This is a genomic window from Paraburkholderia adhaesiva (genome assembly GCF_021390575.1).
Lineage (GTDB): Bacteria > Pseudomonadota > Gammaproteobacteria > Burkholderiales > Burkholderiaceae > Paraburkholderia > Paraburkholderia adhaesiva.
Map to the genome: position 1 here is coordinate 1,775,796 of NZ_JAJEJQ010000001.1, position 23,371 is coordinate 1,799,166.

The 23,371-nt window shown below is 64.0% G+C and carries 23 protein-coding genes; 12 read left to right on the forward strand and 11 right to left on the reverse strand.

Annotated elements, in window-relative coordinates; translation table 11 throughout:
- Positions 1-5: 5 nt before the first annotated feature.
- The gene (locus L0U80_RS07940; RefSeq protein ID WP_233863407.1) at positions 6-1,337 is read right to left on the reverse strand and encodes a homoserine dehydrogenase; all 1,332 of its coding nucleotides are present in this window, start codon (positions 1,335-1,337) and stop codon (positions 6-8) included.
- Between the two features lie 98 nt (positions 1,338-1,435).
- Positions 1,436-2,683 carry a pyridoxal phosphate-dependent aminotransferase gene (locus L0U80_RS07945; protein ID WP_267954776.1) on the reverse strand — a complete coding sequence of 416 codons (1,248 nt, stop codon included), beginning with the start codon at positions 2,681-2,683 and terminating at the stop codon, positions 1,436-1,438.
- 753 nt (positions 2,684-3,436) lie between these two features.
- Here L0U80_RS07945 and L0U80_RS07950 point away from each other — a divergent pair.
- From L0U80_RS07950 to L0U80_RS08005, 12 genes are all read left to right on the forward strand, one after another.
- Complete coding sequence (locus L0U80_RS07950; protein WP_233863409.1) at positions 3,437-3,811, forward strand: Mth938-like domain-containing protein; 375 nt, start codon at positions 3,437-3,439, stop codon at positions 3,809-3,811.
- Between the two features lie 118 nt (positions 3,812-3,929).
- Positions 3,930-5,621: a glycosyltransferase family 39 protein gene (locus tag L0U80_RS07955; RefSeq protein WP_233863410.1), complete on the forward strand. Its 1,692-nt coding sequence runs from the start codon at positions 3,930-3,932 to the stop codon at positions 5,619-5,621.
- Positions 5,622-5,773: 152 nt separating this feature from the next.
- Positions 5,774-6,145 carry an SMR family transporter gene (locus tag L0U80_RS07960; RefSeq protein WP_233863411.1) on the forward strand — a complete coding sequence of 124 codons (372 nt, stop codon included), beginning with the start codon at positions 5,774-5,776 and terminating at the stop codon, positions 6,143-6,145.
- 118 nt (positions 6,146-6,263) lie between these two features.
- Complete coding sequence (locus L0U80_RS07965) at positions 6,264-7,418, forward strand: DegT/DnrJ/EryC1/StrS family aminotransferase (protein WP_233863412.1); 1,155 nt, start codon at positions 6,264-6,266, stop codon at positions 7,416-7,418.
- Between the two features lie 137 nt (positions 7,419-7,555).
- The gene (locus L0U80_RS07970; RefSeq protein WP_233863413.1) at positions 7,556-8,614 is read left to right on the forward strand and encodes a glycosyltransferase; all 1,059 of its coding nucleotides are present in this window, start codon (positions 7,556-7,558) and stop codon (positions 8,612-8,614) included.
- Positions 8,611-9,567, forward strand: a complete 957-nt coding sequence (locus L0U80_RS07975; RefSeq protein ID WP_233863414.1) for a formyltransferase — start codon at positions 8,611-8,613, stop codon at positions 9,565-9,567. The genes L0U80_RS07970 and L0U80_RS07975 overlap by 4 nt, the downstream gene beginning before the upstream one ends.
- Positions 9,564-10,610 carry a bifunctional UDP-4-keto-pentose/UDP-xylose synthase gene (locus tag L0U80_RS07980; protein WP_233863415.1) on the forward strand — a complete coding sequence of 349 codons (1,047 nt, stop codon included), beginning with the start codon at positions 9,564-9,566 and terminating at the stop codon, positions 10,608-10,610. The genes L0U80_RS07975 and L0U80_RS07980 overlap by 4 nt, the downstream gene beginning before the upstream one ends.
- Positions 10,611-10,633: 23 nt before the next feature.
- Positions 10,634-11,530, forward strand: a complete 897-nt coding sequence (locus tag L0U80_RS07985) for a polysaccharide deacetylase family protein (protein WP_233863416.1) — start codon at positions 10,634-10,636, stop codon at positions 11,528-11,530.
- Between the two features lie 139 nt (positions 11,531-11,669).
- Positions 11,670-12,131, forward strand: coding sequence for a peroxiredoxin (locus tag L0U80_RS07990; RefSeq protein ID WP_233863417.1), 462 nt, complete (start codon positions 11,670-11,672; stop codon positions 12,129-12,131).
- A 378-nt stretch (positions 12,132-12,509) separates the two neighbouring features.
- Positions 12,510-14,339, forward strand: a complete 1,830-nt coding sequence (locus tag L0U80_RS07995) for a PhoH family protein (RefSeq protein ID WP_233863418.1) — start codon at positions 12,510-12,512, stop codon at positions 14,337-14,339.
- 220 nt (positions 14,340-14,559) lie between these two features.
- A complete protein-coding gene (locus L0U80_RS08000) occupies positions 14,560-15,639 on the forward strand; it encodes a C40 family peptidase (protein ID WP_233863419.1) in 1,080 nt (359 codons plus the stop codon).
- Positions 15,640-15,745: 106 nt separating this feature from the next.
- Positions 15,746-16,564, forward strand: a complete 819-nt coding sequence (locus L0U80_RS08005) for an SDR family oxidoreductase (protein ID WP_233863420.1) — start codon at positions 15,746-15,748, stop codon at positions 16,562-16,564.
- A gap of 81 nt (positions 16,565-16,645) precedes the next feature.
- Here the strand turns inward: L0U80_RS08005 and L0U80_RS08010 are convergent, their stop codons facing one another.
- The 9 genes from L0U80_RS08010 to L0U80_RS08050 all read right to left on the reverse strand — a co-directional run bounded on the left by L0U80_RS08010 (position 16,646) and on the right by L0U80_RS08050 (position 23,361).
- On the reverse strand, positions 16,646-17,656 hold the full coding sequence (locus L0U80_RS08010) for an inorganic phosphate transporter (protein WP_233863421.1): 1,011 nt from the start codon (positions 17,654-17,656) through the stop codon (positions 16,646-16,648).
- A 10-nt stretch (positions 17,657-17,666) separates the two neighbouring features.
- Positions 17,667-18,293 carry a DUF47 domain-containing protein gene (locus L0U80_RS08015; RefSeq protein ID WP_233863422.1) on the reverse strand — a complete coding sequence of 209 codons (627 nt, stop codon included), beginning with the start codon at positions 18,291-18,293 and terminating at the stop codon, positions 17,667-17,669.
- A 179-nt stretch (positions 18,294-18,472) separates the two neighbouring features.
- Positions 18,473-19,855 carry a replicative DNA helicase gene (locus tag L0U80_RS08020; protein WP_233863423.1) on the reverse strand — a complete coding sequence of 461 codons (1,383 nt, stop codon included), beginning with the start codon at positions 19,853-19,855 and terminating at the stop codon, positions 18,473-18,475.
- Between the two features lie 157 nt (positions 19,856-20,012).
- Entirely contained in the window at positions 20,013-20,465 is a 453-nt protein-coding gene (gene rplI / locus L0U80_RS08025) for a 50S ribosomal protein L9 (RefSeq protein WP_233863424.1), read from the reverse strand.
- A 27-nt stretch (positions 20,466-20,492) separates the two neighbouring features.
- Positions 20,493-20,768 carry a 30S ribosomal protein S18 gene (gene rpsR / locus L0U80_RS08030; protein WP_233863425.1) on the reverse strand — a complete coding sequence of 92 codons (276 nt, stop codon included), beginning with the start codon at positions 20,766-20,768 and terminating at the stop codon, positions 20,493-20,495.
- 2 nt (positions 20,769-20,770) lie between these two features.
- The gene (gene priB / locus L0U80_RS08035) at positions 20,771-21,070 is read right to left on the reverse strand and encodes a primosomal replication protein N (protein ID WP_233863426.1); all 300 of its coding nucleotides are present in this window, start codon (positions 21,068-21,070) and stop codon (positions 20,771-20,773) included.
- Between the two features lie 46 nt (positions 21,071-21,116).
- On the reverse strand, positions 21,117-21,488 hold the full coding sequence (rpsF, locus tag L0U80_RS08040) for a 30S ribosomal protein S6 (protein ID WP_028204897.1): 372 nt from the start codon (positions 21,486-21,488) through the stop codon (positions 21,117-21,119).
- A 236-nt stretch (positions 21,489-21,724) separates the two neighbouring features.
- On the reverse strand, positions 21,725-22,609 hold the full coding sequence (locus L0U80_RS08045) for a zf-HC2 domain-containing protein (RefSeq protein ID WP_233863427.1): 885 nt from the start codon (positions 22,607-22,609) through the stop codon (positions 21,725-21,727).
- The gene (locus L0U80_RS08050) at positions 22,606-23,361 is read right to left on the reverse strand and encodes an RNA polymerase sigma factor (RefSeq protein WP_233863428.1); all 756 of its coding nucleotides are present in this window, start codon (positions 23,359-23,361) and stop codon (positions 22,606-22,608) included. Before L0U80_RS08050 ends, L0U80_RS08045 begins: the two co-directional genes overlap by 4 nt.
- Positions 23,362-23,371 lie beyond the last annotated feature (10 nt).

The following is a 23,371-nucleotide window of genomic DNA, read 5'->3' on the forward strand; positions in this document are numbered from 1 at the left end:
TGCCCTTAGTTCAGTCCTTCCATGCGCAGCTTCGTCACCGACGACCGCACGGTCGCGAGTTTCTCGATTTGCGCGATCGCCGCGTTCACCTTCTTTTCGACGGTGAGGTGCGTGATCAGGATGATGTCGGTCTCCGCCTTGCCTTGCGCGTCGATCTGCTCCGATTCCTTTTGCAGGAGCGCGTCGATTGAGATACTGCTGTCGGCAAGGATGCGCGTGATGTCGGCCATCACGCCGGTCTGATCGGCGACGCGCAGGCGCAGGTAGTACCCGCTCGTAACGTCGTCGATCGGCAGGATCGGCGTGTTCGAGAGGCTCTCCGGCTGGAACGCGAGATGCGGCACGCGATGCTCGGGATCGGCCGTGTGCAGGCGCGTGACATCGACGAGATCGGCGACGACCGCGGAGGCCGTCGGCTCGGCGCCCGCGCCCTTGCCGTAGTAAAGCGTCGTGCCGACTGCGTCGCCGTGCACGACGACCGCGTTCATCGGGCCTTCCACGTTGGCGAGCAGGCGCTTGGCCGGAATCAGCGTGGGATGCGTGCGTAGTTCGATGCCGTGCTCCGTGCGTCGCGCGATGCCGAGCAGCTTGATGCGATAGCCGAGTTCCTCGGCGTACTTGATGTCGATGGCGTCGAGCTTGCTGATGCCTTCCACGTAGGCTTTGTCGAACTGCACCGGCACGCCGAACGCAATCGCGCTCATGATCGTGGCCTTGTGCGCGGCGTCCACGCCTTCGATGTCGAAGGTCGGATCAGCTTCGGCGTACCCCAGTTCCTGCGCGCCCTTCAATGCGGTCGCGAAGTCGAGGCCGCGCTCGCGCATTTCCGAGAGGATGTAGTTGGTCGTGCCGTTGATGATGCCCGCGATGTACTCGATGCGGTTCGCCGTGAGCCCCTCGCGCAGCGCCTTGATGATGGGGATGCCGCCCGCCACCGCCGCCTCGAACGCGACCATCACGCCCTTTGCGCGCGCAGCCTCGAAAATCTCGGTGCCGTGGACCGCCAGCAGCGCCTTGTTCGCCGTGACGACGTGCTTGCCGTTGGCGATCGCGCGCAGCACGAGGTCCTTCGCGAGGCCAGTGCCGCCGATCATTTCGGCGACGATGTCGATCGACGGATCGTCGACAACCGCGTTGAAGTCGGTCGTGAGGTCCACCGTGCCAGCGGCGTTACCGAGCGCCGCCGTGGCCTTGGCCGGGTTGCGCGCGGCGATGCGCGTCACCTCGATGCCGCGGCCGGCGCGACGTTTGATTTCTTCCTGGTTGCGGCGCAGTACCGTGAAGGTGCCGCTGCCCACCGTGCCGAAGCCCAAAAGACCTACTTTGATCGGTTCCATGCAGCGTGTGTTCGTCTCAAATGTGTGAAAGGGAATGCTTTGTTATCTGTGGCGCGCTTGTACCGCGTTTGTACCGCGTTTGTGCCCGTCAGAGCCGCTCAAGTGCCGTGCCGCATGCGGTAGCCGTCGAGGAAGCGCGCGATGCGGTTGATCGAATCGGTCAGGTCGTCGACGTTCGGCAGGAACACCACGCGGAAGTGGTCCGGCTGCTTCCAGTTGAAGCCCGTGCCCTGCACGAGCAGCACGCGCTCCTGCAGCAGCAGGTCGAGGATGAACTGCTGATCGTTCTCGATCGGATAGAGCTTCGGGTCGAGGCGCGGGAACATGTACAGCGCCGCCTCGGGCTTCACGCAGCTCACGCCGGGGATCGCCGTGAGCATGTTGTAGGCGAGTTCGCGCTGGCGATACAGGCGCCCGCCCGGCAGGATCAGTTCGTTGATGCTCTGGTAGCCGCCGAGCGCCGTCTGGATCGCGTACTGGCCCGGCACGTTCGCGCACAGGCGCATCGACGCGAGGATGCCGAGCCCTTCGGTGTAATCCTTCGAGCGGCGGCGGTTCTCGCCCGTCATGCCGGAGAGGAACATCCAGCCCGCGCGGTAACCGCACGCGCGATAGCTCTTCGAGAGACTGTTGAGCGTGACCGTGAGGACGTCTTCGGACAGCGAGCCGAGTGCGGTGTGCGTCTTGCCGTCGTAGATGATCTTGTCGTAGACCTCATCGGCGAAGAGGATGAGGCCGTGCTCACGCGCGATCGCCACGAGCCCGCGCAGCAGATCGTCCGAATAGAGCGCGCCGGTCGGGTTGTTCGGGTTGATGACAACGATCGCGCGCGTGTTGGGCGTGATTTTCGCGCGGATGTCGTCGAGGTCCGGCATCCAGGCGTTCGACTCGTCGCAGATGTAGTGAACCGGCGTGCCGCCTGAGAGGCTCACCGCCGCCGTCCACAGCGGATAGTCGGGCGCGGGCAGCAGCACTTCGTCGCCGTCGTTCAGGAGCGCCTGCATCGCCATGACGATCAGTTCGGATGCACCGTTGCCGATGTAGATGTCGTCGAGTTCGACGCCCTTGACACCCTTTTGCTGCGCGTAATGCATGATCGCCTTGCGCGCGGCGAACACACCTTTCGAATCGGAATAGCCGGAGGCCCCCGGCAGGTTCAGGATCATGTCCTGAATGACCTCGTCCGGCGCGTCAAAGCCGAACGGGGCGAGATTGCCGATGTTCAGCTTGATGATGCGGTGGCCTTCTTCTTCGAGGCGCTTCGCATGTTCGAGCACCGGTCCGCGAATGTCGTAGCAGACATTCTGCAGTTTGTTGGATTTCAGGATCGGTTTCACGGCGAGCAGTCAGTTAAATGGGGTAAATCGGGCCGAACAACGGCTGAACAGGGGTTGTAACGGCAACGGGCTGCGCTTTGCGGCGCAACGGCCCGCGAAAAACCCAGTGCTGCCCCGGATGGCGCGGACCACGGGTCCGCACATCCCTGGCAGACGCCCCGCGTCTTGCCGCGTACGCCGCCCAGACGGGCGCCATCGACCAGACCGGAACCTCAGTGGAATAAGATGCGGGGCCGCGGCCGGGGAAAACGGCCGTGGGCAGCGCTTCGAGCCCGGTCCGGGGCGCACACCCCGGCTACTGCCACGAGGTTGCTGCCTTACGAACCCGCCCGGTGGACGCGCGTCTTGTCCCATCCTGGGGTTGTCTGGCGGAAACCTCAGCCTGCCTGATAGCTCGTCTGTTGATGGCGGAGCAGGCCGCACAGCTTGTGGCAGACGGCGCGCGAAGCGAGGGGCGCCGCAGCAGCGGCTAAAAAGTTATAATTTAGCGGATATTGGCCGACTTCCGCAATGCGCAAGACGCCACGTCGGCCGCGCCGGGCGTGCCGGAGAACCCGGAATGACAACCAGGCGCGCCCACTGCCACACCCTGCGACGCCCTTAGCGCCTTCCACGGCGAGCGCTTCCGCCCCGCCAGCTGGCCGCCCTCGAGGCGGACTGCGAAGCGGACCGCAAAGCCGACTGCGGCGGCCGAGTGTGAACGCGCGGATCACCGAACGGCGACCGAGCGGCAACTAAGCGGCGACAACCCGGAACAACGTTTTGAAACTACACCAGGACTCGAGCGGTGCGCTCAACACCGTCACCGGCTATGGCGCCGACTACGTCGAAGTCAATTTGCAACGCCACGAAGGGAGCGTCATCGTCATACCGGACTCGCCGGTCATCCCTTGGCCTGTGAGTTCGTTCGACGCCCTGACCCCCGAGCTTTTCGACATGCTGCTTGCCCCCGCTCCCGAAGTCGTCGTGTTCGGCAGCGGCGAGCGACTGCGCTTTCCGCATCCGCGCCTGACCGCGGCGCTGGCGGCGCGGCGAATCGGCGTGGAGGCGATGGACTTCAAGGCTGCATGCCGCACCTACAACATCCTGATGGCCGAGGGCCGCCGGGTTGCCGCGGCGCTTCTGATCGAACGCTGATCTGTCTCGCAAGTTAATCGAGCCTTAAGCCGCCGGGCAGCCCGATGACGTACACTTGCGCGCCGCGCGCCCCAGGGCGCCGCGATCGTACCCCGAACGCAATAACAGGCTGGAACCCATGAACGAAACGCTTTCGAGGCCGCTTAGCCGCGCCGCGATCCTGCTGCTGATCGTGGCGCTCGCTGTGATCTGGTTCGCGCCGCTCGGCTGGCGCCACCTGTTGCCGAGCGACGAAGGCCGCTACGCCGAAATGGCGCGCGAGATGCTCGCGACCGGCGACTGGATCACCCCGCGCTACAACGCCTACAAGTACTTCGAAAAACCGCCGCTCCAGACCTGGGCCAACGCGCTCACGTTCATGTGGTTCGGCATCGGCGAATGGCAGGCACGCCTCTATACAGCGCTCACGGGCTTCGCGGGTGTGCTGCTGATCGGCTACACGGGCACGCGCGTGTTCAACGCGGCGACCGGCTTCTTCGCGGCGCTCGTACTGGCGACCGCGCCCTACTGGAACCTGATGGGGCACTTCAACACGCTCGACATGGCCCTGTCGTTCTGGATGGAGCTCACGCTCTGTGCGCTGCTGCTGGCCCAGCGCCCGGGTCTGCCCCGGAACCAGGTGCGGCTGTGGATGTGGGTCTGCTGGGCGGCTATGGGGCTTGCGGTGCTCTCGAAGGGGCTGGTCGGGCTGATCCTGCCGGGTGCCGTACTCGTCCTCTATACGTTCATTGCGCGCGACTGGGCGCTCTGGAAGCGCCTCTACCTCGTGAGCGGGCTGATCGTCTTCTTCGCGATCGTCGCGCCGTGGTTCATCCTCGTCCAGCAACGCAATCCCGAATTTTTCAACTTCTTCTTCATCGTCCAGCAGTTCCGCCGCTATCTCACCCCCGAGCAGAATCGCCCCGGCCCGCTCTGGTACTTCGTTCCGGTGATCCTCGTGGGTTTCCTGCCGTGGCTTTCAGTGAGCGTGCAAAGCCTGCGTCACGCGCTCTCGACGCCGCGCCAGCCCAACGGGTTCGCGCCTGTCACGCTGATGCTCGTCTGGAGCGTCTTCATCTTCGTGTTTTTCAGCGTCTCGCACTCGAAGCTGCTGTCCTACACGCTGCCGATCGCCCCGACGCTCGCGCTCGTGATCGGCCTGTACCTGCCGCTGATGACCCGAGAGCAATGGCGCCGCCACCTTGCGGGCTATATGTTCCTGTGCCTCGCGCTTGCGATCGGCTCGTTCTTCCTCACGCGACTCGGCGACGCGCGTAATCCGAACGCGCTCTATCGCGAATTCCAGGTGTGGGTGTTCGCTGCGGCGGCGGTGGGCTTTGTCGTGACGGCCATCGGCCTGTGGCTGAACCGCTCGCCGCGCACGCCCGCGACAGGCGCGGCCTCCCCGGCCGTCGCGCTCGGCGCGGCATGGCTCCTGCTCGCGACGATAGCCGGCACCGGCCACGACGTCTTCGGCACCCTCAGTTCGGGTGCGCCGCTCGCGCCCGCCGTGCGCGCGGCCATCGCAAAATTGCCGCCCGACACGCCGTTCTATTCGGTGGGCGTGCTCGACCACACGCTGCCGTTTTACGTACGCCACACCATGACGATGGTAGCGGTCACCGACGAGCTCAAATTCGGCATCGACGAGGAGCCGCAGAAGTGGATTCCGACCATCGACGAGTGGAAAGAGCGCTGGAAAGCGTCCCGCTACGCGCTCGCATTGCTCCCGGCGCAGCGGTACGACGAACTGGTCGCACAGGGCCTGCCGATGCAGGTGATCGCGCGTGACGCCCGGCGCGTGGTGGTAGAAAGGCCTGCACAGCCGTAAGCGCCGGCAAGCGGTAGCAAGCGGCGGCACCCGCCCAGGCGATAATTCCGGCTGGGCGCGCAGGCGCCAGGCCGGATCCACGCGGATGGCGCGCGAATGCCAGGTAAGCGACCACCACCATCCGCCCCCAATATCTGTCGAATTTTCCTAAAATGAATCCGATTTCCCTCTTCTGCATCCTCGCCGGCGTCGGCCTGAATGCCTGCGCGCAACTGTTGCTGAAAGCCGGTGTCAATGCCGTTGGACACTTCGATTTCACGCGTGCGAACATTCTGCCCATCGGCCTGAAGCTCGCAACGCAAGTGCCGATCATCGGCGGACTGGCCTGCTACGTGGTGAGCGTCGTCGTCTGGATTGTCGGGTTGTCGCGCGTCGACGTCTCAATCGCCTACCCGATGCTCTCGCTCGGCTACGTGGTGAACGCCTTCGCGGCGTGGTACCTGTTCGGCGAGGTGCTGTCAGTCCAACGGCTCGTCGGCATCGGGATCATCCTGATCGGCGTGTTCGTGCTCGCGCGCAGCTAGAAGCGTCCGCGCGGGCACTGTGGCCTTGCGGCAAGCCATTTCAGGCCCCATATAAGTAGTTTGCAAGGTTGCCGGCGCATCCTTGCGTCTCGTCCCAATCTTCACGAGCAAAGCATTCATGACCCAGTCCAACGTTGCGTTCCTGCCGTTCGTCAAACCCGAGATCGACGAAGAAACCATCCAGGGCGTCGCCGACGTGCTGCGTTCAGGCTGGATCACGACCGGCCCGCAAAACCAGGCGTTCGAAGCCGCGCTGTCAGAATTCTGCGGCGGCCGCCCGGTGCGCACGTTCAACTCAGGCACGGCGACGCTCGAAATCGGTCTGCGCATCGCGGGCGTAGGTTCAGGCGACGAGGTCATCACGACGCCGGCGTCGTGGGTCGCAACGAGCAACGTGGTCTACGAAGTCGGCGCGACGCCCGTGTTCGCCGACATCGACCCCGTCACACGCAACATCGACCTCGACCGTCTCGAAGCCGCGATCACGCCGCGCACGAAAGCAATCATCCCCGTCTATCTCGCGGGCATGCCCGTCGACATGGACCGCCTCTACGCGATCGCCCGCCAGCACGGCCTTCGCGTGATCGAGGATGCGGCCCAGGCGTTCGGCGCGACGTGGAACGGCAAGCGCATCGGCGCGTTCGGCGACCTCGTGTCGTTCAGCTTCCACCCGAACAAGAACCTCACGTCGATCGAGGGCGGCGCGCTCGTCCTGAACAACGAAGCCGAAGCCGTGCTCGCCCAGAAGTACCGTCTGCAGGGGATCACGCGCACGGGCTTCGACGGCATGGACTGCGACGTGCTCGGTGGCAAGTACAATCTCACGGATGTCGCGGCGCGCGTGGGCCTCGGCCAGCTCAAGCACATCGAGCGTTTCACCGAACAACGGCGCAAGCTTGCGCGCGCGTACTTCGCGGGCTTTGAGGACGGCGCGGCACGCAAGCTGGACGTGGGTCTGCCTGTGGCGGACTTCGCAAACAGCAACTGGCACATGTTCCAGATCACGCTGCCGCTCGAAAAGCTCACGATCAGCCGCGCCGGATTCATGGAACAACTGAAGGAACGTGGCATCGGCTCGGGCGTGCACTACCCGGCGATCCACCTGTTCACGCTCTATCGCGAGCGCGGTTTCAAGGAAGGCATGTTCCCGCACGCGGAGCGATTCGGCGCGACCACGGTCACGCTGCCGCTTTTCACGCAGATGACGGACGACGACGTGGCGCGCGTGTGCCGCGCCGTGAACGAAATCTGCGAGCAGTACGCGAAAGGCTGAGGCACGCGCCACGGCCGAACGCAAGGACAGGGAGACGGCGCGCATGGCCGCCGTCCGCGCCTGTCAGGGGAAGCCCCCCATACAAAAATAATGAATACACCCCACGGCCGCACAACGAAAACGGAAAAGACGCACTCATGAGTCAAACGGAACACAGCACCTTGACCCCGGAAGCACCGGAAGTCTCGGTCATCATTCCGGTCTACAACGAGGAAGCCGGACTCGACGCGCTGTTCGAGCGCCTCTATCCGGCACTCGACAAGCTCGGCACGTCGTATGAAATCATCTTCATCAACGACGGCAGCCGTGACCGCTCGGCCGCCATGCTCGCCGCGCAGTTCCGCCTGCGCCCCGACACCACGCGAGCGATCCTGCTGAACGGCAACTACGGCCAGCACATGGCGATCCTTGCGGGCTTCGAACAGTCGCGCGGCCAGATCGTCATCACGCTCGACGCCGACCTGCAGAACCCGCCCGAGGAAATCGGCAAGCTTGTCGCCAAGATGCACGAAGGTTACGACTACGTCGGCACGATCCGCATGCAGCGCCAGGACAGCATGTGGCGCCGCAAGGCGTCGCGGGCGATGAACAGCCTGCGTGAGCGCATCACACGTATCAAGATGACCGACCAGGGCTGCATGCTGCGTGCGTACAGCCGCCAGATCGTCGACACGATCAACCGCTGCGGCGAGATCAACACGTTCATCCCGGCGCTCGCTTACACGTTCGCGCAGAATCCGGTCGAAGTCGATGTCGCGCACGAAGAGCGCTTCGCGGGCGAGTCGAAGTACTCGCTCTACAGCCTGATCCGGTTGAACTTCGACCTCGTGACCGGCTTCTCGGTCGTGCCGCTGCAATGGCTGTCGTTCATCGGCGTGATACTTTCGCTCGGCTCGGCCGGCCTCTTCGTCCTGCTGCTGATCCGCCGCTTCATTCTCGGCGCGGAAGTGCAAGGTGTGTTCACGCTGTTCGCCATCACGTTCTTCCTGCTCGGCGTGATCATTTTTGCGCTCGGGTTGCTCGGCGAATACATCGGACGCATCTATCAGCAGGTGCGCGCACGTCCGCGCTATCTCATCCAGACGATCCTCGAAGAGCGTAACGGCGTGGCCATTGGGCAAATGCCGCTTCAGGACGTCGTGCAGCCTGCACAGCCCGTGCACGCGGCCTCGCTCGGTCAGGGAGCGCAAAAGTGAAACCTCGCGCAGTCGTCTTTGCCTATCACAACGTCGGAGTGCGCTGCCTGCAGGTGCTGCTCGCGGGCGGCATCGACGTCGCGCTCGTCGTCACGCACGAGGACAGCCCGACCGAGAACATCTGGTTCGGCAGCGTGAAGTCGGTGGCCGAGGAGCACGGCATCGACGTCATCACACCCGCCGATCCGAAGAGCGCCGAACTGCGTGCAGCCGTTGCCGCGGCGCAGCCCGACTTCATCTTCTCGTTCTACTACCGGCACATGCTGCCGACCGACCTGCTCGCGCTCGCCGGCCGAGGCGCGTACAACGTGCACGGCTCGCTCCTGCCGAAGTACCGGGGCCGTGTGCCGACGAACTGGGCGGTGCTGCGCGGCGAGACCGAAACCGGTGCGACGCTGCATGAAATGGCTGCAAAACCCGACGCGGGCGCCATCGTCGCGCAGACGCCTGTGCCGATCCTGCCCGACGATACCGCCGCGCAGGTCTTCGACAAGGTCACCGTCGCGGCCGAGCAGACGCTCTGGCGCGTGCTACCAGCACTCATCGCCGGCGAAGCGCCTCATCTGCCGAACGATCTCGCCCAGGGCAGCTATTTCGGTGGCCGCAAGCCCGAAGACGGCCGCATCGATTTCAGCCAGAGCGCACAGCACGTCTACAACCTGATCCGCGCGGTCGCGCCGCCCTACCCGGGCGCGTTCACCGACATCGGCGGCGAGCGCTTCGTGATCGGCCGCGCACGCCTCGCGCGACCGGGCGCAATCAGTGCGACGCTGGCCGGATTGCCCGCCGGCATCCACGTAAGCGATAATGCGCTTTTCGCCGTCTGCGGCGACGGACGCGCCATCGCGATCCACGAACTGCGGCACCAGCGGCGAGGGGACGAAAACCGTCACGAAACCATCGTCACTCCAGCCGCGTTCGCCGAACTCACCTCATCTGCTTCCCGTCCATGAAAAAAGTCCTGATCCTGGGTGTGAATGGCTTCATCGGCCACCACCTCTCCAAGCGCATTCTCGAAACCACGAACTGGGAAGTGTTCGGGATGGACATGCATACGGACCGCCTCGGCGATCTCGTCAAGCATGAGCGGATGCACTTCTTCGAAGGCGACATCACGATCAACAAGGAGTGGGTCGAATACCACGTCAAGAAGTGCGACGTGATCCTGCCGCTCGTCGCGATCGCCACGCCCGCCACCTACGTGCAGCAACCGCTGCGCGTGTTCGAACTCGACTTCGAGGCGAACCTGCCCATCGTGCGTTCGGCCGTGAAGTACGGCAAGCACCTCGTGTTCCCGTCGACCTCCGAGGTCTACGGCATGTCCACCGACAGCGAATTCGACCCGGACGCCTCGCCGCTCATCTACGGCCCGATCAACAAGCCGCGCTGGATCTACGCGTGCTCGAAGCAACTCATGGACCGCGTGATCTGGGGTTACGGCATGGAAGGCCTGAACTTCACGCTGTTCCGTCCGTTCAACTGGATCGGCCCGGGCCTCGACACGATCTACACGCCGAAGGAAGGTTCGTCGCGCGTCGTGACGCAGTTCCTCGGCCACATCGTGCGCGGCGAGAACATCAGCCTCGTCGACGGCGGCGCGCAGAAGCGCGCGTTCACCGACATCGACGACGGCATCGACGCGCTGATGAAGATCATCGACAACAAGAACGGCGTGGCGTCGGGCAAGATCTACAACATCGGCAACCCGACCAACAACTTCTCGGTGCGCGAACTCGCGCACAAGATGCTCGCGCTCGCCGCCGAATATCCGGAATACGCGGAAACGGCCAAGAAGGTGCAGCTCGTCGAAACTTCGTCAGGTGCTTACTACGGCGCGGGCTATCAGGACGTGCAGAACCGCGTGCCGAAGATCGACAACACGAAGCAGGAACTCGCCTGGGCGCCGAAGTCGACCTTCGACGACGCCTTGCGCAAGATCTTCGAAGCGTACCGAGGCCACGTCGCCGAGGCCCGCGCGCTCGTCGAACAGCAGTAACGCGCACGCGAGGACCTGGCAACTTGGCCCGCATCGTCCTGAAAATCGACGTCGACACGCTGCGCGGCACGCGTGAAGGCGTGCCGAATCTCGCGCGCATCTTCGACCGCTACAAGGCCCGCGCGACGTTCCTCTTCAGCCTCGGCCCGGACCACACGGGCTGGGCGCTGCGCCGCGTCCTGCGCCCGGGTTTTCTGAAGAAGGTCTCCCGCACATCCGTGGTCGAGCACTACGGCGTGAAGCAGCTGATGTACGGCGTACTTCTGCCGGGTCCGGACATCGGCGTGCGGGCAGCCGCCGACATGCGTGCAATCCACGAGGCCGGCTTCGAATGCGGCATTCACACGTGGGATCACGTTTACTGGCAGGACAACGTGCGTAGCCGCGACGGTGGCTGGACCGCGCGCGAGATGCAGAAGAGCTACGAGCGCTTCACGCAGATCTTCGGCGCGCCGCCCGTCACGCACGGCGCGGCGGGCTGGCAGATGAACGACGCGGCCTTCGAGCAAATCGACGCCTGGGGCATGCACTACGCGTCGGACGGCCGTGGGCATTCGCCGTATCGGCCGGTGGTGAAAGGCCGTACGCTCAACCATGTGCAGATGCCCACGACGCTGCCCACGCTCGACGAAGTGCTCGGCGTGGACGGCATCGATACGGACACTGTCGCCGCATGGATGCTCAAGCGCACGGAGAACAATCCGCACGACCAGGTCTTCACGCTGCATGCGGAACTCGAAGGCCAGAAGCTGGCCCCGGTCTTCGAGCAGTTGCTCGCGGGATGGCGCGCGCAAGGCCATACATTTGCCACGATGGGCGACTACCATGCCACGCTGGACCGCGACATGCTGCCATCGTACCCTGTCACCTGGGGCGAGATCACTGGCCGTTCGGGCCAGTTGATCGTGCAGCCCGACTGAACCCGCCTCCCGTGCGCGCGTGCCGCCCCGAGGCGGCCGCCGTCCTGGCGACGCGGCGCACACCAGTGCGTGTGCTCCCGCCAGCGCCCTTTCCGCCGCGCCCGCGCACATCGCCCGACAATAACGACCGGAGAATCACGTGTCCATCGCAGTCGACCAACCCGTTCCCGACTTCACAGCGCCGGCCACCGGCGGCGACTTCACGCTGTCGAGCCTCAAGGGCAGCAAGGTGGTCCTGTACTTTTATCCGAAAGACAACACGCCAGGCTGCACGACCGAAGGGCTGCAGTTCCGCGATCTCCATCCGAAGTTCAAGCGGGCGGGCGCGCAGATCGTCGGCGTCTCGCGCGACAGCGTGCGCTCGCACGATAACTTCAAGGCCAAGCTCGAACTGCCGTTTACCTTGGTATCGGATGCGGACGAAGCGCTGTGCACGCTCTTCAATGTCATCAAAATGAAGAAAATGTATGGCAAAGAAGTCCGTGGAATCGAACGCTCCACCTTCCTCATCGACGCCGACGGCGTGCTGCGCCGCGAGTGGCGCGGCATCAAGGTGCCGGGCCATGTCGACGACGTTCTGGAGGCTGTACAAGCGCTTTGAGGCGCGTTATATTGGGTTTTAATGAGTGCCTGTCCACCCCATTTTCTGTCGCGTTGCGAACGAGGTGCAGCCGGACTTCCGAAGGTCGGCCACGCATACCCGGGGCAACACGCCACCACCGCAGTCGAGCCGCTTGCCTCGTTAGCCGGGGCAGCGGCTTTTTTGTTGGCTTTTTTGTTTGCAATCCCGCCATCGCCGCGACGGATTACCCTCCGGTCGCGCGTCTTTGCCAAGGAGGCGATCGAAAACCAGGCGAACCGGCATTTCCAGACCTGAGCGCGCACTGAGCACGGCAGCGCGTGGCGCCTACCCGGTACCACCTGCACCGTCCCAAAGCGCACCTACTCGACCACTCGACCCGAATTTTCGAGGGACACCATGCCTTTGCCTACCCCCCCCAGCAAGCTCGGAAACCTGCTGCCGCCCGAAGAATTCAAGGCGCGAGCGCGTAACACGCGCAGCACCCGGAAAGCGGCGAGCGAGCACGACGCAAGCGACGTGACGGAATACGGTCCCGCGAACGTTGCCGAGCCGATGACACCCGCAGCGAATGCCGCCACCACGCTGCGCACGGTGCCGCTGCCCTCCGGCAGCGCGGAGCTGGCCGCCCTCGAGCCCGTGACGGCCGCACCTGCCCGAAAGCGTAAGCAGCAACCACAGCAAGCTGCACTGCTGCAGCCGGTTCAATCGCGCGCTGAGCCCGAAGCGCCAGTCGCACGCAGCGGCAAGCAGTCCCCCGCGAAACTGGACACGGCCGCGGCCACCGGCACGCGCGGCGCCGCGAAGAAGCGCCTGCATCCTGAAGAAAGCACCCAGGTGCGCAAGCTCTTCGTGCTCGACACGAACGTGCTGATGCACGATCCGACCTGCCTCTTCCGCTTCGAGGAACACGACGTCTATCTGCCGATGATGACGCTCGAGGAACTCGACAACCACAAGAAGGGCATGTCCGAAGTGGCGCGCAACGCGCGCCAGGTGAGCCGCACGCTCGACCAGCTGGTCGCGAACGCGGGCACGATCTCGGAAGGCATCTCGCTCGCGCGTCTTGGAAGCCGTGAAGCGCTCGGCCGGCTGTACTTCCAGACGACGCTAACGCACATCGAGCCGGTCGACGGCCTGCCCGAGGGCAAGGCGGACAACCAGATCCTCGGCGTCGTGCGCGCGCTGCAGCGCGACCGGCCGGACCGCCTCGTCGTGCTGGTGTCGAAAGACATCAACATGCGCATCAAGGCGCACGCGCTCGGCCTGCCGGCGGAAGACTACTTCAACGACCAGGTTCTCGAAGACAAGGATCTGCTCTACTCGGGCATCCGCGCGCTGACGCAGGACTTCTGGACGAAGCACGCGAAGGGCATGGAGTCGTGGCAGGACACGAAGACCGGCACGACCTACTACCGCGTGACCGGACCGGAATGCGCGTCGATGCTCGTGAACGAGTTCGTCTATCTGGAGCCGCAGAACGGTGAGCCGGCGTTCCACGCGATCGTGCGTGAACTCAACGGCAAGACGGCGCTCCTGCAGACGCTGCGCGACTACGGCCACCACAAGAACAACGTGTGGGGCATCACGGCGCGCAACCGTGAGCAGAACTTCGCGCTCAACCTGCTGATGAACCCCGAGATCGACTTCGTCACGCTGCTTGGCCAGGCGGGCACGGGCAAGACGCTCGTCGCGCTCGCGGCGGGTCTCGCGCAGGTGCTCGACGACAAGCGCTACAACGAAATCATCGTGACGCGCGCGACGGTGCCGGTTGGCGAAGACATCGGCTTCCTGCCGGGCACGGAAGAGGAAAAGATGCAGCCGTGGATGGGCGCCTTCGACGACAACCTCGAAGTGCTCCAGAAAACCGACGACGCAGCCGGTGAATGGGGCCGCGCCGCAACGCAGGAACTGATCCGCTCGCGGCTGAAGGTGAAGAGCATGAACTTCATGCGGGGACGCACCTTCGTCGACAAGTACCTCATCATCGACGAAGCGCAGAACCTCACGCCGAAGCAGATGAAGACGCTCGTCACGCGCGCGGGTCCGGGCACGAAGATCGTGTGCCTCGGCAATATCGCGCAGATCGACACGCCTTATCTGACCGAAGGCAGCTCGGGCCTCACGTATGTCGTCGACCGCTTCAAGGGATGGGCGCACAGCGGCCACGTGACGCTCGCACGCGGCGAACGCTCGCGACTGGCCGATTACGCGTCGGATATCCTGTAAGCACAGCGCGGGCGAACCGCGCAAGCCGTTCCGAAGGGCCGTATCTGGATCGCCAGATACAGCCCTTTTTTATGCTCGAGCGTTCCGGTAAAGCAACAGTTGGCGCACGAACCTCATGTAAATTATCAAGAATTCTTGCGAGCGCCCCGCCAGAAGGGCTACCATCGCCGCATCACCAGCTATCCACTGCGGCGGGCGCCCTCGTCCGCCAACGCGTTTCATGCGCCGACTCTGGCTTCCGCTACTGATCGTGGTCTTTCTCGCGGCGTGTTCGAGTGCGCCGGATAGAGTCGCGCGCAGCGGCAGCTCGTCCTCCTCCTCTGACGCCTTGCGCACCCGGCCGCCCGGCCTCCCGAATTTCGTCGATCACAGCATCGGCCGCGAAGAGATCTCGATCCAGGCGATGGGCCTCGTCGGTATTCCATACCGTTGGGGCGGCAATACACCCGATAGCGGCTTCGACTGCAGCGGCCTCGTCAAATACGTGCTCGCGCGCTCAGCGTCCGTGACCTTGCCGCGCACCACGGCGGAGATGAGCGAGCGCGGCGAGTCGATCGACCCCGGCGAAATCGCCGCCGGTGATCTCGTGTTCTTCAATACGACCGGGCGCCCGCATTCACACGTCGGCATCTACGTCGGCAATCTGCGCTTCGTCAACGCGCCTTCGACGGGCGGAACAGTGCGGCTCGACTATCTGACGAACGCTTACTGGGCTAAGCGCTTTGACGGCATACGCCGAATGGCGCCACCAAGGAGCGCACCGGCACCGTTCGATACGCCGACGCTGGAGGCGTCTGCGCCAGTGCAACGCCCTGCCGCCGCGGCTACCGCAACGGCGGTGGAGCAGAACCGGCCGATGGCCGCTGCACTGTCGGCGCCGGCGTCGCCACCCGCACCAGCAGTGGCGGACGCGTATGAGCCGCCTCCTGCTGCCCTCAGTACGGCGCAAGTGCAGGCACGCAGCGCCGGGGCGGTGACGCCGGTTGTCGCGCCATCCGCATCGATTGCGACCGCCAGCGGTGGCGCCACGCCGGGCCCGATTGCCAATTTAAGCACGCAGGCTGGCCCGAGTCAGCCCGACCCGATCAACGCCGCTGCGGATGCCTTCGAACCGCCCCCGCCCGCCGCCGTTGCCGCCGCTCGCCAGGCGGCGCAGGCCGGATCGGTTGCCGTCGTACCCTCCACATCCCCGACCCCGTCAGCACCGTTCATGCGCGCTTCGACGACCATCGGCGCACCGCGCGCACCGGCGCAAACAACCGACGACCCCATCGCCCGTTTCGCGAACGGCGCTTTCTGATTTCCCGCACGCTCCGGCGTGCGCGGCCTTGTCCGAATCGCCAGCAAGGTTCTCGCGGCCCGCTGCGTCTGCTATCGTTTTGGTACTTTTTCGCAGCGAGGCAGCGATGGATCTCGGACTCAGCAACAAGGTGGTACTGGTGACGGGTGGCAGTAAGGGCATCGGGCTCGCTTGCGCCCGCGCGTTCGCGAAAGAAGGTGCGAAAGTCGCAATCGTGTCGCGCGACCCCGCCAACCTCGCCCGCGCACGCGAGCAACTCGCGAGTGAGGGACTGCACGTTCATCTCACGCGCGCCGACCTGCACGAACCGCACAGCGCTGCGGACGTGGTCGAAGATGTGTCGACAACCGTCGGCCCAATCGACATCCTCATCAACAGCGCGGGCGCGGCGCGCCGTTACGATCCGGAGGCGCTGGACGCCAACGCGTTCAAGGCGGCAATGGAAGCGAAGTACTTTCCGTACATCTACCCGCAACAAGAAGTGCTTCGGCGGATGGTGGAGCGCGCAAAGGCAAACGAGAAAGCGGGCGTGGCGGCCGAACCCGGAACGATCATCAACATCATCGGTATGGGCGGCAAGCACGCGAGTGACATCCATATCGCGGGCGGTGCCGCCAATGCCGCATTGATGCTCGCGACGGTGGGACTTGCTCACTATCATGCGCGCTACGGCATCCGCATCAACGCCATCAACCCGGGCGCGACGCTCACAGAGCGACTGCAGGAAGCGCTGAAGCTCGAAGCGGAACGGGAAGGTATCGACGAAGCGACGGCGCTCGCGCGCGGACAGGCAAAGCTGCCGCTCGGACGCTATGCGAAGCCGGAGGAAATTGCAGACGTCGCGCTGTTTCTGGCGAGCCCCCGTGCGAGCTATGTCACAGGAGCGCTCATTCCGATGGACGGTGGGGGCGCGCCGATCATCTGACCGGGGCTTGATCTGCGCGCTCGACCGGCGCGTTGATACGACCGCCCGGCGCTGCCACATACGACAGCGCCGGGCGGCGTTTTACATCAGGCGGTGGCCGAGCCACCAACCGGCGGCAGAGAGCGCCGCCGAAGCCGGAATCGTCAGAATCCACGCCCAGACGATATTGCCTGCCACGCCCCAGCGCACAGCCGAAAGCTTCCGGGTGGCGCCAACACCGACGATCGCGCCGGTGATGGTGTGCGTCGTCGAAACGGGAATGCCAAGCCAGGACGCAGTGAAAAGCGTCATCGCCCCGCCCGTCTCTGCGCAGAATCCGCCGACTGGCTTGAGCTTGGTGATCTTCTGCCCCATCGTCCGGACAATCCGCCAGCCGCCGAACAGCGTGCCGAGGCCCATCGACAGGTAGCAGCCGCCCACGACCCAGATCGGCGGCGCGTCGGCGGTCGCTGCAGCGTAGCCCGTGGCGATCAGCAGCATCCAGATGATGCCGATGGTCTTCTGCGCGTCGTTACCGCCGTGGCCAAGGCTGTAGAGACTTGCGGAAATCAGCTGCAGGCGGCGGAATCGCCGGTCTACCTTGCTGGGCGGCGTTCGGAAATAGAGCCATGACACCAGCAGCATGAAGAACGAGCCGAGGATGAAGCCGAGCAGCGGTGAGAGGAAGATGAACGCGACGGTGTTCATCAGGCCGTGCATGTTCAGCGAGTGCCAGCCCGACTTCGCAAGCGCCGCCCCCACGAGACCGCCGATCAGCGCGTGCGACGAACTGGACGGGATCCCGTAGTACCAGGTCAGCACGTTCCAGCCGATCGCGCCCACCAGCGCGCCGAACACGACGTAGTGGTCGACGATATTGGGGTCGATGGTGCCTCTGCCCACTGTCTGCGCCACTTTCAGGTGGAAGACGAAATAGGCAATGACGTTGAACATGGCCGCGAAAGCCACCGCCTGCTGCGGCTTGAGCACGCCGGTCGACACGACGGTGGCGATCGAGTTCGCCGCGTCGTGAAAGCCGTTCATGAAGTCGAAGATGAGCGAAATGGCCACGAGTGACGCGACCACCCAGATGGCGAGTTGTATCGATTGCATCGTGGCGAACTCAGGCGTTTTCCAGCACGATGCCTTCGATGATGTTCGCAACATCCTCGCACTTGTCGGTGACAGCTTCGAGCAATTCGTAGATCGCCTTCAGCTTGATCAGCGTCTTGACGTTGTCTTCCTCGCGGAAGAGCTTCGACATCGCCGAACGCAGCAGCCGGTCCGCCTCGGACTCGAGCCGGTCGATCTCCTCGCAGGCCTTCAGGATCTCGCGAGCCTGCTTCATGTCGGACAGCAGCGCGACAGCGGCTTCGACGCGCCCGACGCATGCCGTGCAGACACGCGCGAGCTGGTTCGCTTCAGCCGTCACCGCCTGGACGTCATAGAGCGAAATGGCGGTGGCCACGTCCTCCATCAGGTCGAGCACGTCGTCCATCGTCGAGATCAGCTTGTGGATCTCGTCGCGGTCAAGCGGCGTGATGAAGGTCTTGTGCAGCAGGTCGATCGCTTCGTGCGTCAGCTTGTCAGCTGCCTTCTCGGCGGCCTGTACATTCTGCTTGTGGACTTCGGCATCGGCCAGATTGTCCATCAGAAGCTCAAGCTCCCGGCTTGCGGAAACGAGGCACTTCGCGTGCTCATTAAAAATTTCGAAAAACTTGCCCTCAGTGGGCATGAATCGGCCGAACATTTGAATCCCGGAAATAGGTCTCGGATTGCCGTTGCGATACGGCAAGCTATCCGTCATAAAACGGCAAGCATGCCGTCACAAAACGGCCACATTGTAACGTCGGAGGGAAGTGCCCGCACTTGTTGACGGACAGGAGCGCGGCGTTTGACCACGGGGGTGCAACCGCGCGCTACCGGACGCTACTCGCCGTAAAAAGTCTGCGCTCCGGCAAAATTATCGAACTTCGTGAATTGACCATGGAACGTGAGTCGAACAGGTCCGATCGGCCCGTTACGCTGTTTGCCGATGATGATTTCGGCGGTGCCCTTGTCGGGACTGTCTGGGTTGTACACTTCGTCGCGGTAAATGAACAGGATCACGTCCGCGTCCTGTTCGATAGCGCCCGATTCGCGCAGGTCCGACATCACCGGCCGCTTGTTCGGACGCTGTTCCAGACCCCGGTTCAGCTGTGAGAGCGCGATCACCGGGACATCGAGTTCCTTGGCGAGACTCTTGAGCGAACGCGAGATTTCAGAAATTTCCGTCGCGCGGTTCTCGCCCGACGAGGATCCGCTCATCAGCTGCAGGTAGTCGACGATGATGAGCCCAAGCTTGCCGCATTGCCGCGAAAGACGCCGCGCGCGCGAGCGCAGTTCCATTGGATTCAGACCGCCGGTTTCATCGATGAAGATCTGAGCCTCGCTCATTTTCTGCACGGCATGCGTGAGCTTCGGCCAATCTTCGTCTGTCAGGCGGCCCGTGCGCATACGGTGCTGGTCCAGACGCCCGACCGAACCGAGCATACGCATGATGAGCTGCGTGCCCGGCATTTCCATCGAGAACACCGCCACGGGCAGGCCGTACTCGACGGCCACGTACTCGCCGACGTTCATCGAGAACGCGGTCTTACCCATCGACGGGCGCCCCGCCACGATGATCAGTTCGCCGCCGTGCATGCCCGAAGTCATGCGATCGAGGTCGATGAAGCCAGTCGGCGTGCCCGTCACGTCACTCGGATTGGCCGTGTGATAGAGCGTATCGATGCGCTCCACGACCTGCGTGAGCAGCGGCCCGATTTCGAGGAAACCCTGGGTGCCGCGCGCGCCGTCCTCGGCGATCGAGAACACCTTCGCCTCGGCCTCGTCGAGCAGCTGGCGCACTTCCTTGCCCTGCGGATTGAACGCGTCCGCCGAGATCTCGTCGGCGACCGACACCAGACGTCGCAGCACCGCGCGGTCGCGCACGATTTCGGCGTAGCGGCGGATGTTCGCCGCACTCGGCGTGTTCTGCGCTAGCGCGTTTAGATACGCGAGGCCGCCCACGTCTTCCGCCTTGCCGGCGTTGCCGAGCGCCTCATAGACGGTCACCACGTCGGCCGGGCGCGCGGACGAAATCAGGCGTCCGATATGCTCGAAGATGATGCGGTGATCGTAGCGGTAGAAGTCGCTTTGGGAGAGAAAGTCGGCAATCCGGTCCCAGGCGCCGTTGTCCAGCAACAGGCCGCCGAGCACCGATTGCTCGGCCTCGATCGAATGCGGGGGGACCTTCAGCGACTCGAGTTGGGGATCGTTGGGAGCGTTCATGAGGGGCAATTATCGGACAAGCCGCCCGTCAGGAACAAGCAGCAAAACAGCAAATCGACAGCGACCCGGTGCACAACAAAAAAGGCAGAAGCCGTTGGGCTCCTGCCTTTTTCGAAAATGACAGCGGTCGAGCGGCCCTGACGGGCCGCCGCGGCGCTTAGGCGTGCTCGCCCAGCACCGACACCGTGACGTCCACGAGAACGTCGGTGTGCAGCGAAACGTGCACCGGGTGGTCGCCCACCATCTTCAGCGGGCCTTCCGGCAGGCGCACTTGCGCCTTTTCCACTGCGAAGCCTTGCTTCGTCAGCGCGTCGGCGATGTCGGCGTTCGTGACCGAGCCGAACAGACGGCCGTCCACACCAGCCTTCTGGCCGATCTGAACGGTCAGGCCGTTCAGCTTTTCGCCTTCTGCCTGAGCGGCTGCCAGCTTTTCAGCAGCGGCCTTTTCGAGTTCGGCGCGGCGAACTTCGAATTCGGCAATCGCGTCCTTCGTGGCACGGCGAGCCTTCTTGTTCGGGATCAGGAAGTTACGTGCGTAACCGTCCTTCACCTTGACGATGTCGCCGAGGTTACCCAGGTTGACGACTTTTTCGAGAAGAATGATCTGCATTCGGATGCTCCTTATAGCGTCGTCGGGTTAGGCCTTGTGCTGGTCCGTGTACGGCATCAGCGCCAGGAAACGCGCGCGCTTGATAGCCGTGTCCAGCTGACGCTGATAGTGGGCCTTGGTACCCGTCAGACGCGCCGGCGTGATCTTGCCGTTCTCGCCGATGAAGTCCTTCAGCGTTTCGATGTCCTTGTAGTCGATCTGATCGACGCCTGCAGCCGTGAAGCGGCAGAACTTCTTGCGCTTGAAGAGCGGGTTTTGCTGTTGACGACGCTTGTCGAATTTCTTGCCAGTCGGTCGGGCCATGATTAGTCCTTTCCTGTACCTTGAATCTCTGTGATGTGAAACACCAGGGTTCGCGCGTTGCGGTGCTTTTTCGCCAGAAAACCCGTGAAGAGCGTCTCGACGCCCATCTCACAGCTTTCCAGCTTGCCGCATGCTTCGCCGGCGGCCACCGCGTCCATCGTCAGTTCCACGAGGCGGGCGATACCGGCCTCGGCGACTTCGGTGCGGTGATGCAACGTGCAGCCTGCAATCGGAACGCCGGCCGGGGTGTACCGCACCGGTTCGCGTTCGACGACGCTAGCCGTCAGTTGCAGCCTGTTCACGTGGCGAATTTACGCAAATGCGCTTGAATCCTGATGGCTTGTGTAATTAAGCCTGCGCTTCGGTCGGCTGGGCAGCCGCCTTCTTGGCTTCTTCGCGCTGCACTTCCTTCATCATCGGCGACGGGCCAGTTTCGGCCTTCTTCATCTTGACGATGAGGTGACGCAGAACGGCGTCGTTGAACTTGAACGCGTGTTCCAGCTCGTCGAGCGTGGTCTGGTCGCATTCGATGTTCATGCAGACGTAGTGAGCCTTCGCGAGTTTCTCGATCATGTAGGCCAGTTGACGACGGCCCCAGTCTTCGATGCGGTGGATCTGGCCACCGTGCGACGTGATCGTGCCCTTGTAGCGCTCGATCATCGCGGGCACTTGCTCGCTTTGATCGGGGTGCACGATGAAGACGATTTCATAATGACGCATACACACTCCTTATGCTGACTTTTGGATAGAAGCCACCCGGGCGTCGAACCGGTGCGGCAAGTGAGAAGCCGAAGATTGTAACGCGACAGGGCTGCTCGCGCAACTGAAATCGGCCGAAAGAGGTGTGGGTTGTGCCGCAAATCGGGCGTGTTTTCAATGACTTGCGAGGCGCTTCGCCCATGGGGTGCGAGCCGCGAAAGCTCCGTAGGGGCTCTGCGTAGCGGTTCAGTGGCCGTTCAGCCGCCATGCAGCCGCGCGAGGAGCGCGTCGCGCAGGCCTGTGAGCACGCCAGCCTCCCCGTCGGTCACGGCCCACCAGGTCATGCCGTCAGCCTCCCAGCGCGCGAGTGCGTAGCCCTCGCTGGTGGGCGGCGCGCTCGTCGTCACGGCTGGCCCTGCGCTGCCTGGCGGGAACACGTAGACATCGATCACGTGCTTGTCGTGGTGATAGACGAGCACCGCCACGCGTTCGCGCCCCACATAGTCGAGCCGCCCACCGACGAGCGGAAAGCCCGCCACCGCGAGATCCTCGACAGGCGGTGCATAGTCGATCTTGCCGTTGAACCACGGCTTGACCGTGTGCTTGTCCGTCGAGATCACATCGAGATCGCGACCCGAGATCTGGGCACGGACGTGGCTCGATACGATTTCGTCGACAAATGCGCCGCCTGCAGCCGGATGGCGCAGGTTCAGCGCAGCCGCGAGTCCAAGCGCGAAGAGCACGAGCAGTGCGCCGGTCAGCCAGCTGAATCCCGCCGACGGCGTGCCCACACTTCCGCCGGAGCCGAATCCGTCGTGGCGTGGCCAGGTCAGCCAAGATGACGCGCCCCAACCTGTTTTGCGTGCGCGCGGGCGCACGGGTTGCGCGCCGGTTTCTCTCGCGAATACATCCTCACCCGACGCAATCGGCGGCAAAGCCGCGGCGATGCGCGCACCAAGCCCCTCGGGCGCGCGGTAATAGGTCGCCGATCTCGTGGCCTTCGAAATCGCCTGCACTATCTGCTCTTCGTGCTGGCATCGCTCGCATCCAGCCAGATGCTCGCGCACGCGCCATTCGTCGGCGGCAGAAAGTTCGCGGTCGACGCTCGCGTCGACAAGTGGGTGCGCTTCGTCACAGTTCATCGAGCGCCTCCCTCCGTAGTGTGGCCGCTAGTACGCGGCTGCGGTCCGCCGTCGACGGCCGGTTCCTCGCGGACCCGGCCGTCGTTTTCCCGGACGGATGGTCTCCCTGGCTGACTGCTTTCCCCATTGCCTGCGCTGTTGCTCTTTACTTGCCGCGCGTGAGGCGCGTCGTAATCCGTGCGCCCCTGCTGAGCCGCCAGCAGTGTCGCGAGGCGCCGGCGTCCGCGCGCGAGCCGCGACATTACGGTCCCGACCGGCACGTCCACGATCACAGCGATCTCGCGATAACTCAAATCTTCCATCTCGCGCAACACCAGCACTTCTCGATACTCGACCGGCAGCCGTTGTATCGCATCCTGCACGTTGCGCGAGTCCTCAGCGCGCATCGCGAGTGTTTCCGGATCTTCGCTCGCCGTCTCCCATCCTTCGAGCGGCGTGTCGTCGCGCAGCTCGTCGATGGGCGTCACCTCCTCCGACGTCGACCGCCGCCGCCACTCGTCGTACCAGACGCGCCGCACGATCGTCAGAAGCCAGGGGCGAGCAAGGTCACCGTGAAACGTGTCGAAAAAACGGAATGCCCGCAGGTACGCCTCCTGGGCGATGTCCTCGGCATCGCGCGAGTTGTGCGAGAGCCAGCGCGCGAGGTTGTAGGCCGCGTCCAGATGCGGCATCGCGAGCAACTGAAAGCGGCGGCTGCGTGCAGCCTCATCGCTTTCAGACGGATCGATCTGCTCGTTCGCGCTCGCGCCCACGCTCGCCCCT

Excerpts from the sequence above, each read along its gene's own strand:
- L0U80_RS07960 (WP_233863411.1), top strand. The coding sequence starts at position 5,774 with ATGAATCCGATTTCCCTCTTCTGCATCCTCGCCGGCGTCGGCCTGAAT.
- L0U80_RS07980 (WP_233863415.1), top strand. The coding sequence starts at position 9,564 with ATGAAAAAAGTCCTGATCCTGGGTGTGAATGGCTTCATCGGCCACCAC.
- L0U80_RS07995 (WP_233863418.1), top strand. The coding sequence starts at position 12,510 with ATGCCTTTGCCTACCCCCCCCAGCAAGCTCGGAAACCTGCTGCCGCCC.
- L0U80_RS08010 (WP_233863421.1), bottom strand. The coding sequence starts at position 17,656 with ATGCAATCGATACAACTCGCCATCTGGGTGGTCGCGTCACTCGTGGCC.
- L0U80_RS08015 (WP_233863422.1), bottom strand. The coding sequence starts at position 18,293 with ATGTTCGGCCGATTCATGCCCACTGAGGGCAAGTTTTTCGAAATTTTT.
- L0U80_RS07965 (WP_233863412.1), top strand. The coding sequence starts at position 6,264 with ATGACCCAGTCCAACGTTGCGTTCCTGCCGTTCGTCAAACCCGAGATC.
- rpsF (WP_028204897.1), bottom strand. The coding sequence starts at position 21,488 with ATGCGTCATTATGAAATCGTCTTCATCGTGCACCCCGATCAAAGCGAG.
- rplI (WP_233863424.1), bottom strand. The coding sequence starts at position 20,465 with ATGCAGATCATTCTTCTCGAAAAAGTCGTCAACCTGGGTAACCTCGGC.
- L0U80_RS08000 (WP_233863419.1), top strand. The coding sequence starts at position 14,560 with ATGCGCCGACTCTGGCTTCCGCTACTGATCGTGGTCTTTCTCGCGGCG.
- L0U80_RS07970 (WP_233863413.1), top strand. The coding sequence starts at position 7,556 with ATGAGTCAAACGGAACACAGCACCTTGACCCCGGAAGCACCGGAAGTC.
- L0U80_RS08005 (WP_233863420.1), top strand. The coding sequence starts at position 15,746 with ATGGATCTCGGACTCAGCAACAAGGTGGTACTGGTGACGGGTGGCAGT.
- L0U80_RS07955 (WP_233863410.1), top strand. The coding sequence starts at position 3,930 with ATGAACGAAACGCTTTCGAGGCCGCTTAGCCGCGCCGCGATCCTGCTG.
- L0U80_RS08020 (WP_233863423.1), bottom strand. The coding sequence starts at position 19,855 with ATGAACGCTCCCAACGATCCCCAACTCGAGTCGCTGAAGGTCCCCCCG.
- rpsR (WP_233863425.1), bottom strand. The coding sequence starts at position 20,768 with ATGGCCCGACCGACTGGCAAGAAATTCGACAAGCGTCGTCAACAGCAA.
- L0U80_RS08045 (WP_233863427.1), bottom strand. The coding sequence starts at position 22,609 with ATGAACTGTGACGAAGCGCACCCACTTGTCGACGCGAGCGTCGACCGC.
- L0U80_RS07940 (WP_233863407.1), bottom strand. The coding sequence starts at position 1,337 with ATGGAACCGATCAAAGTAGGTCTTTTGGGCTTCGGCACGGTGGGCAGC.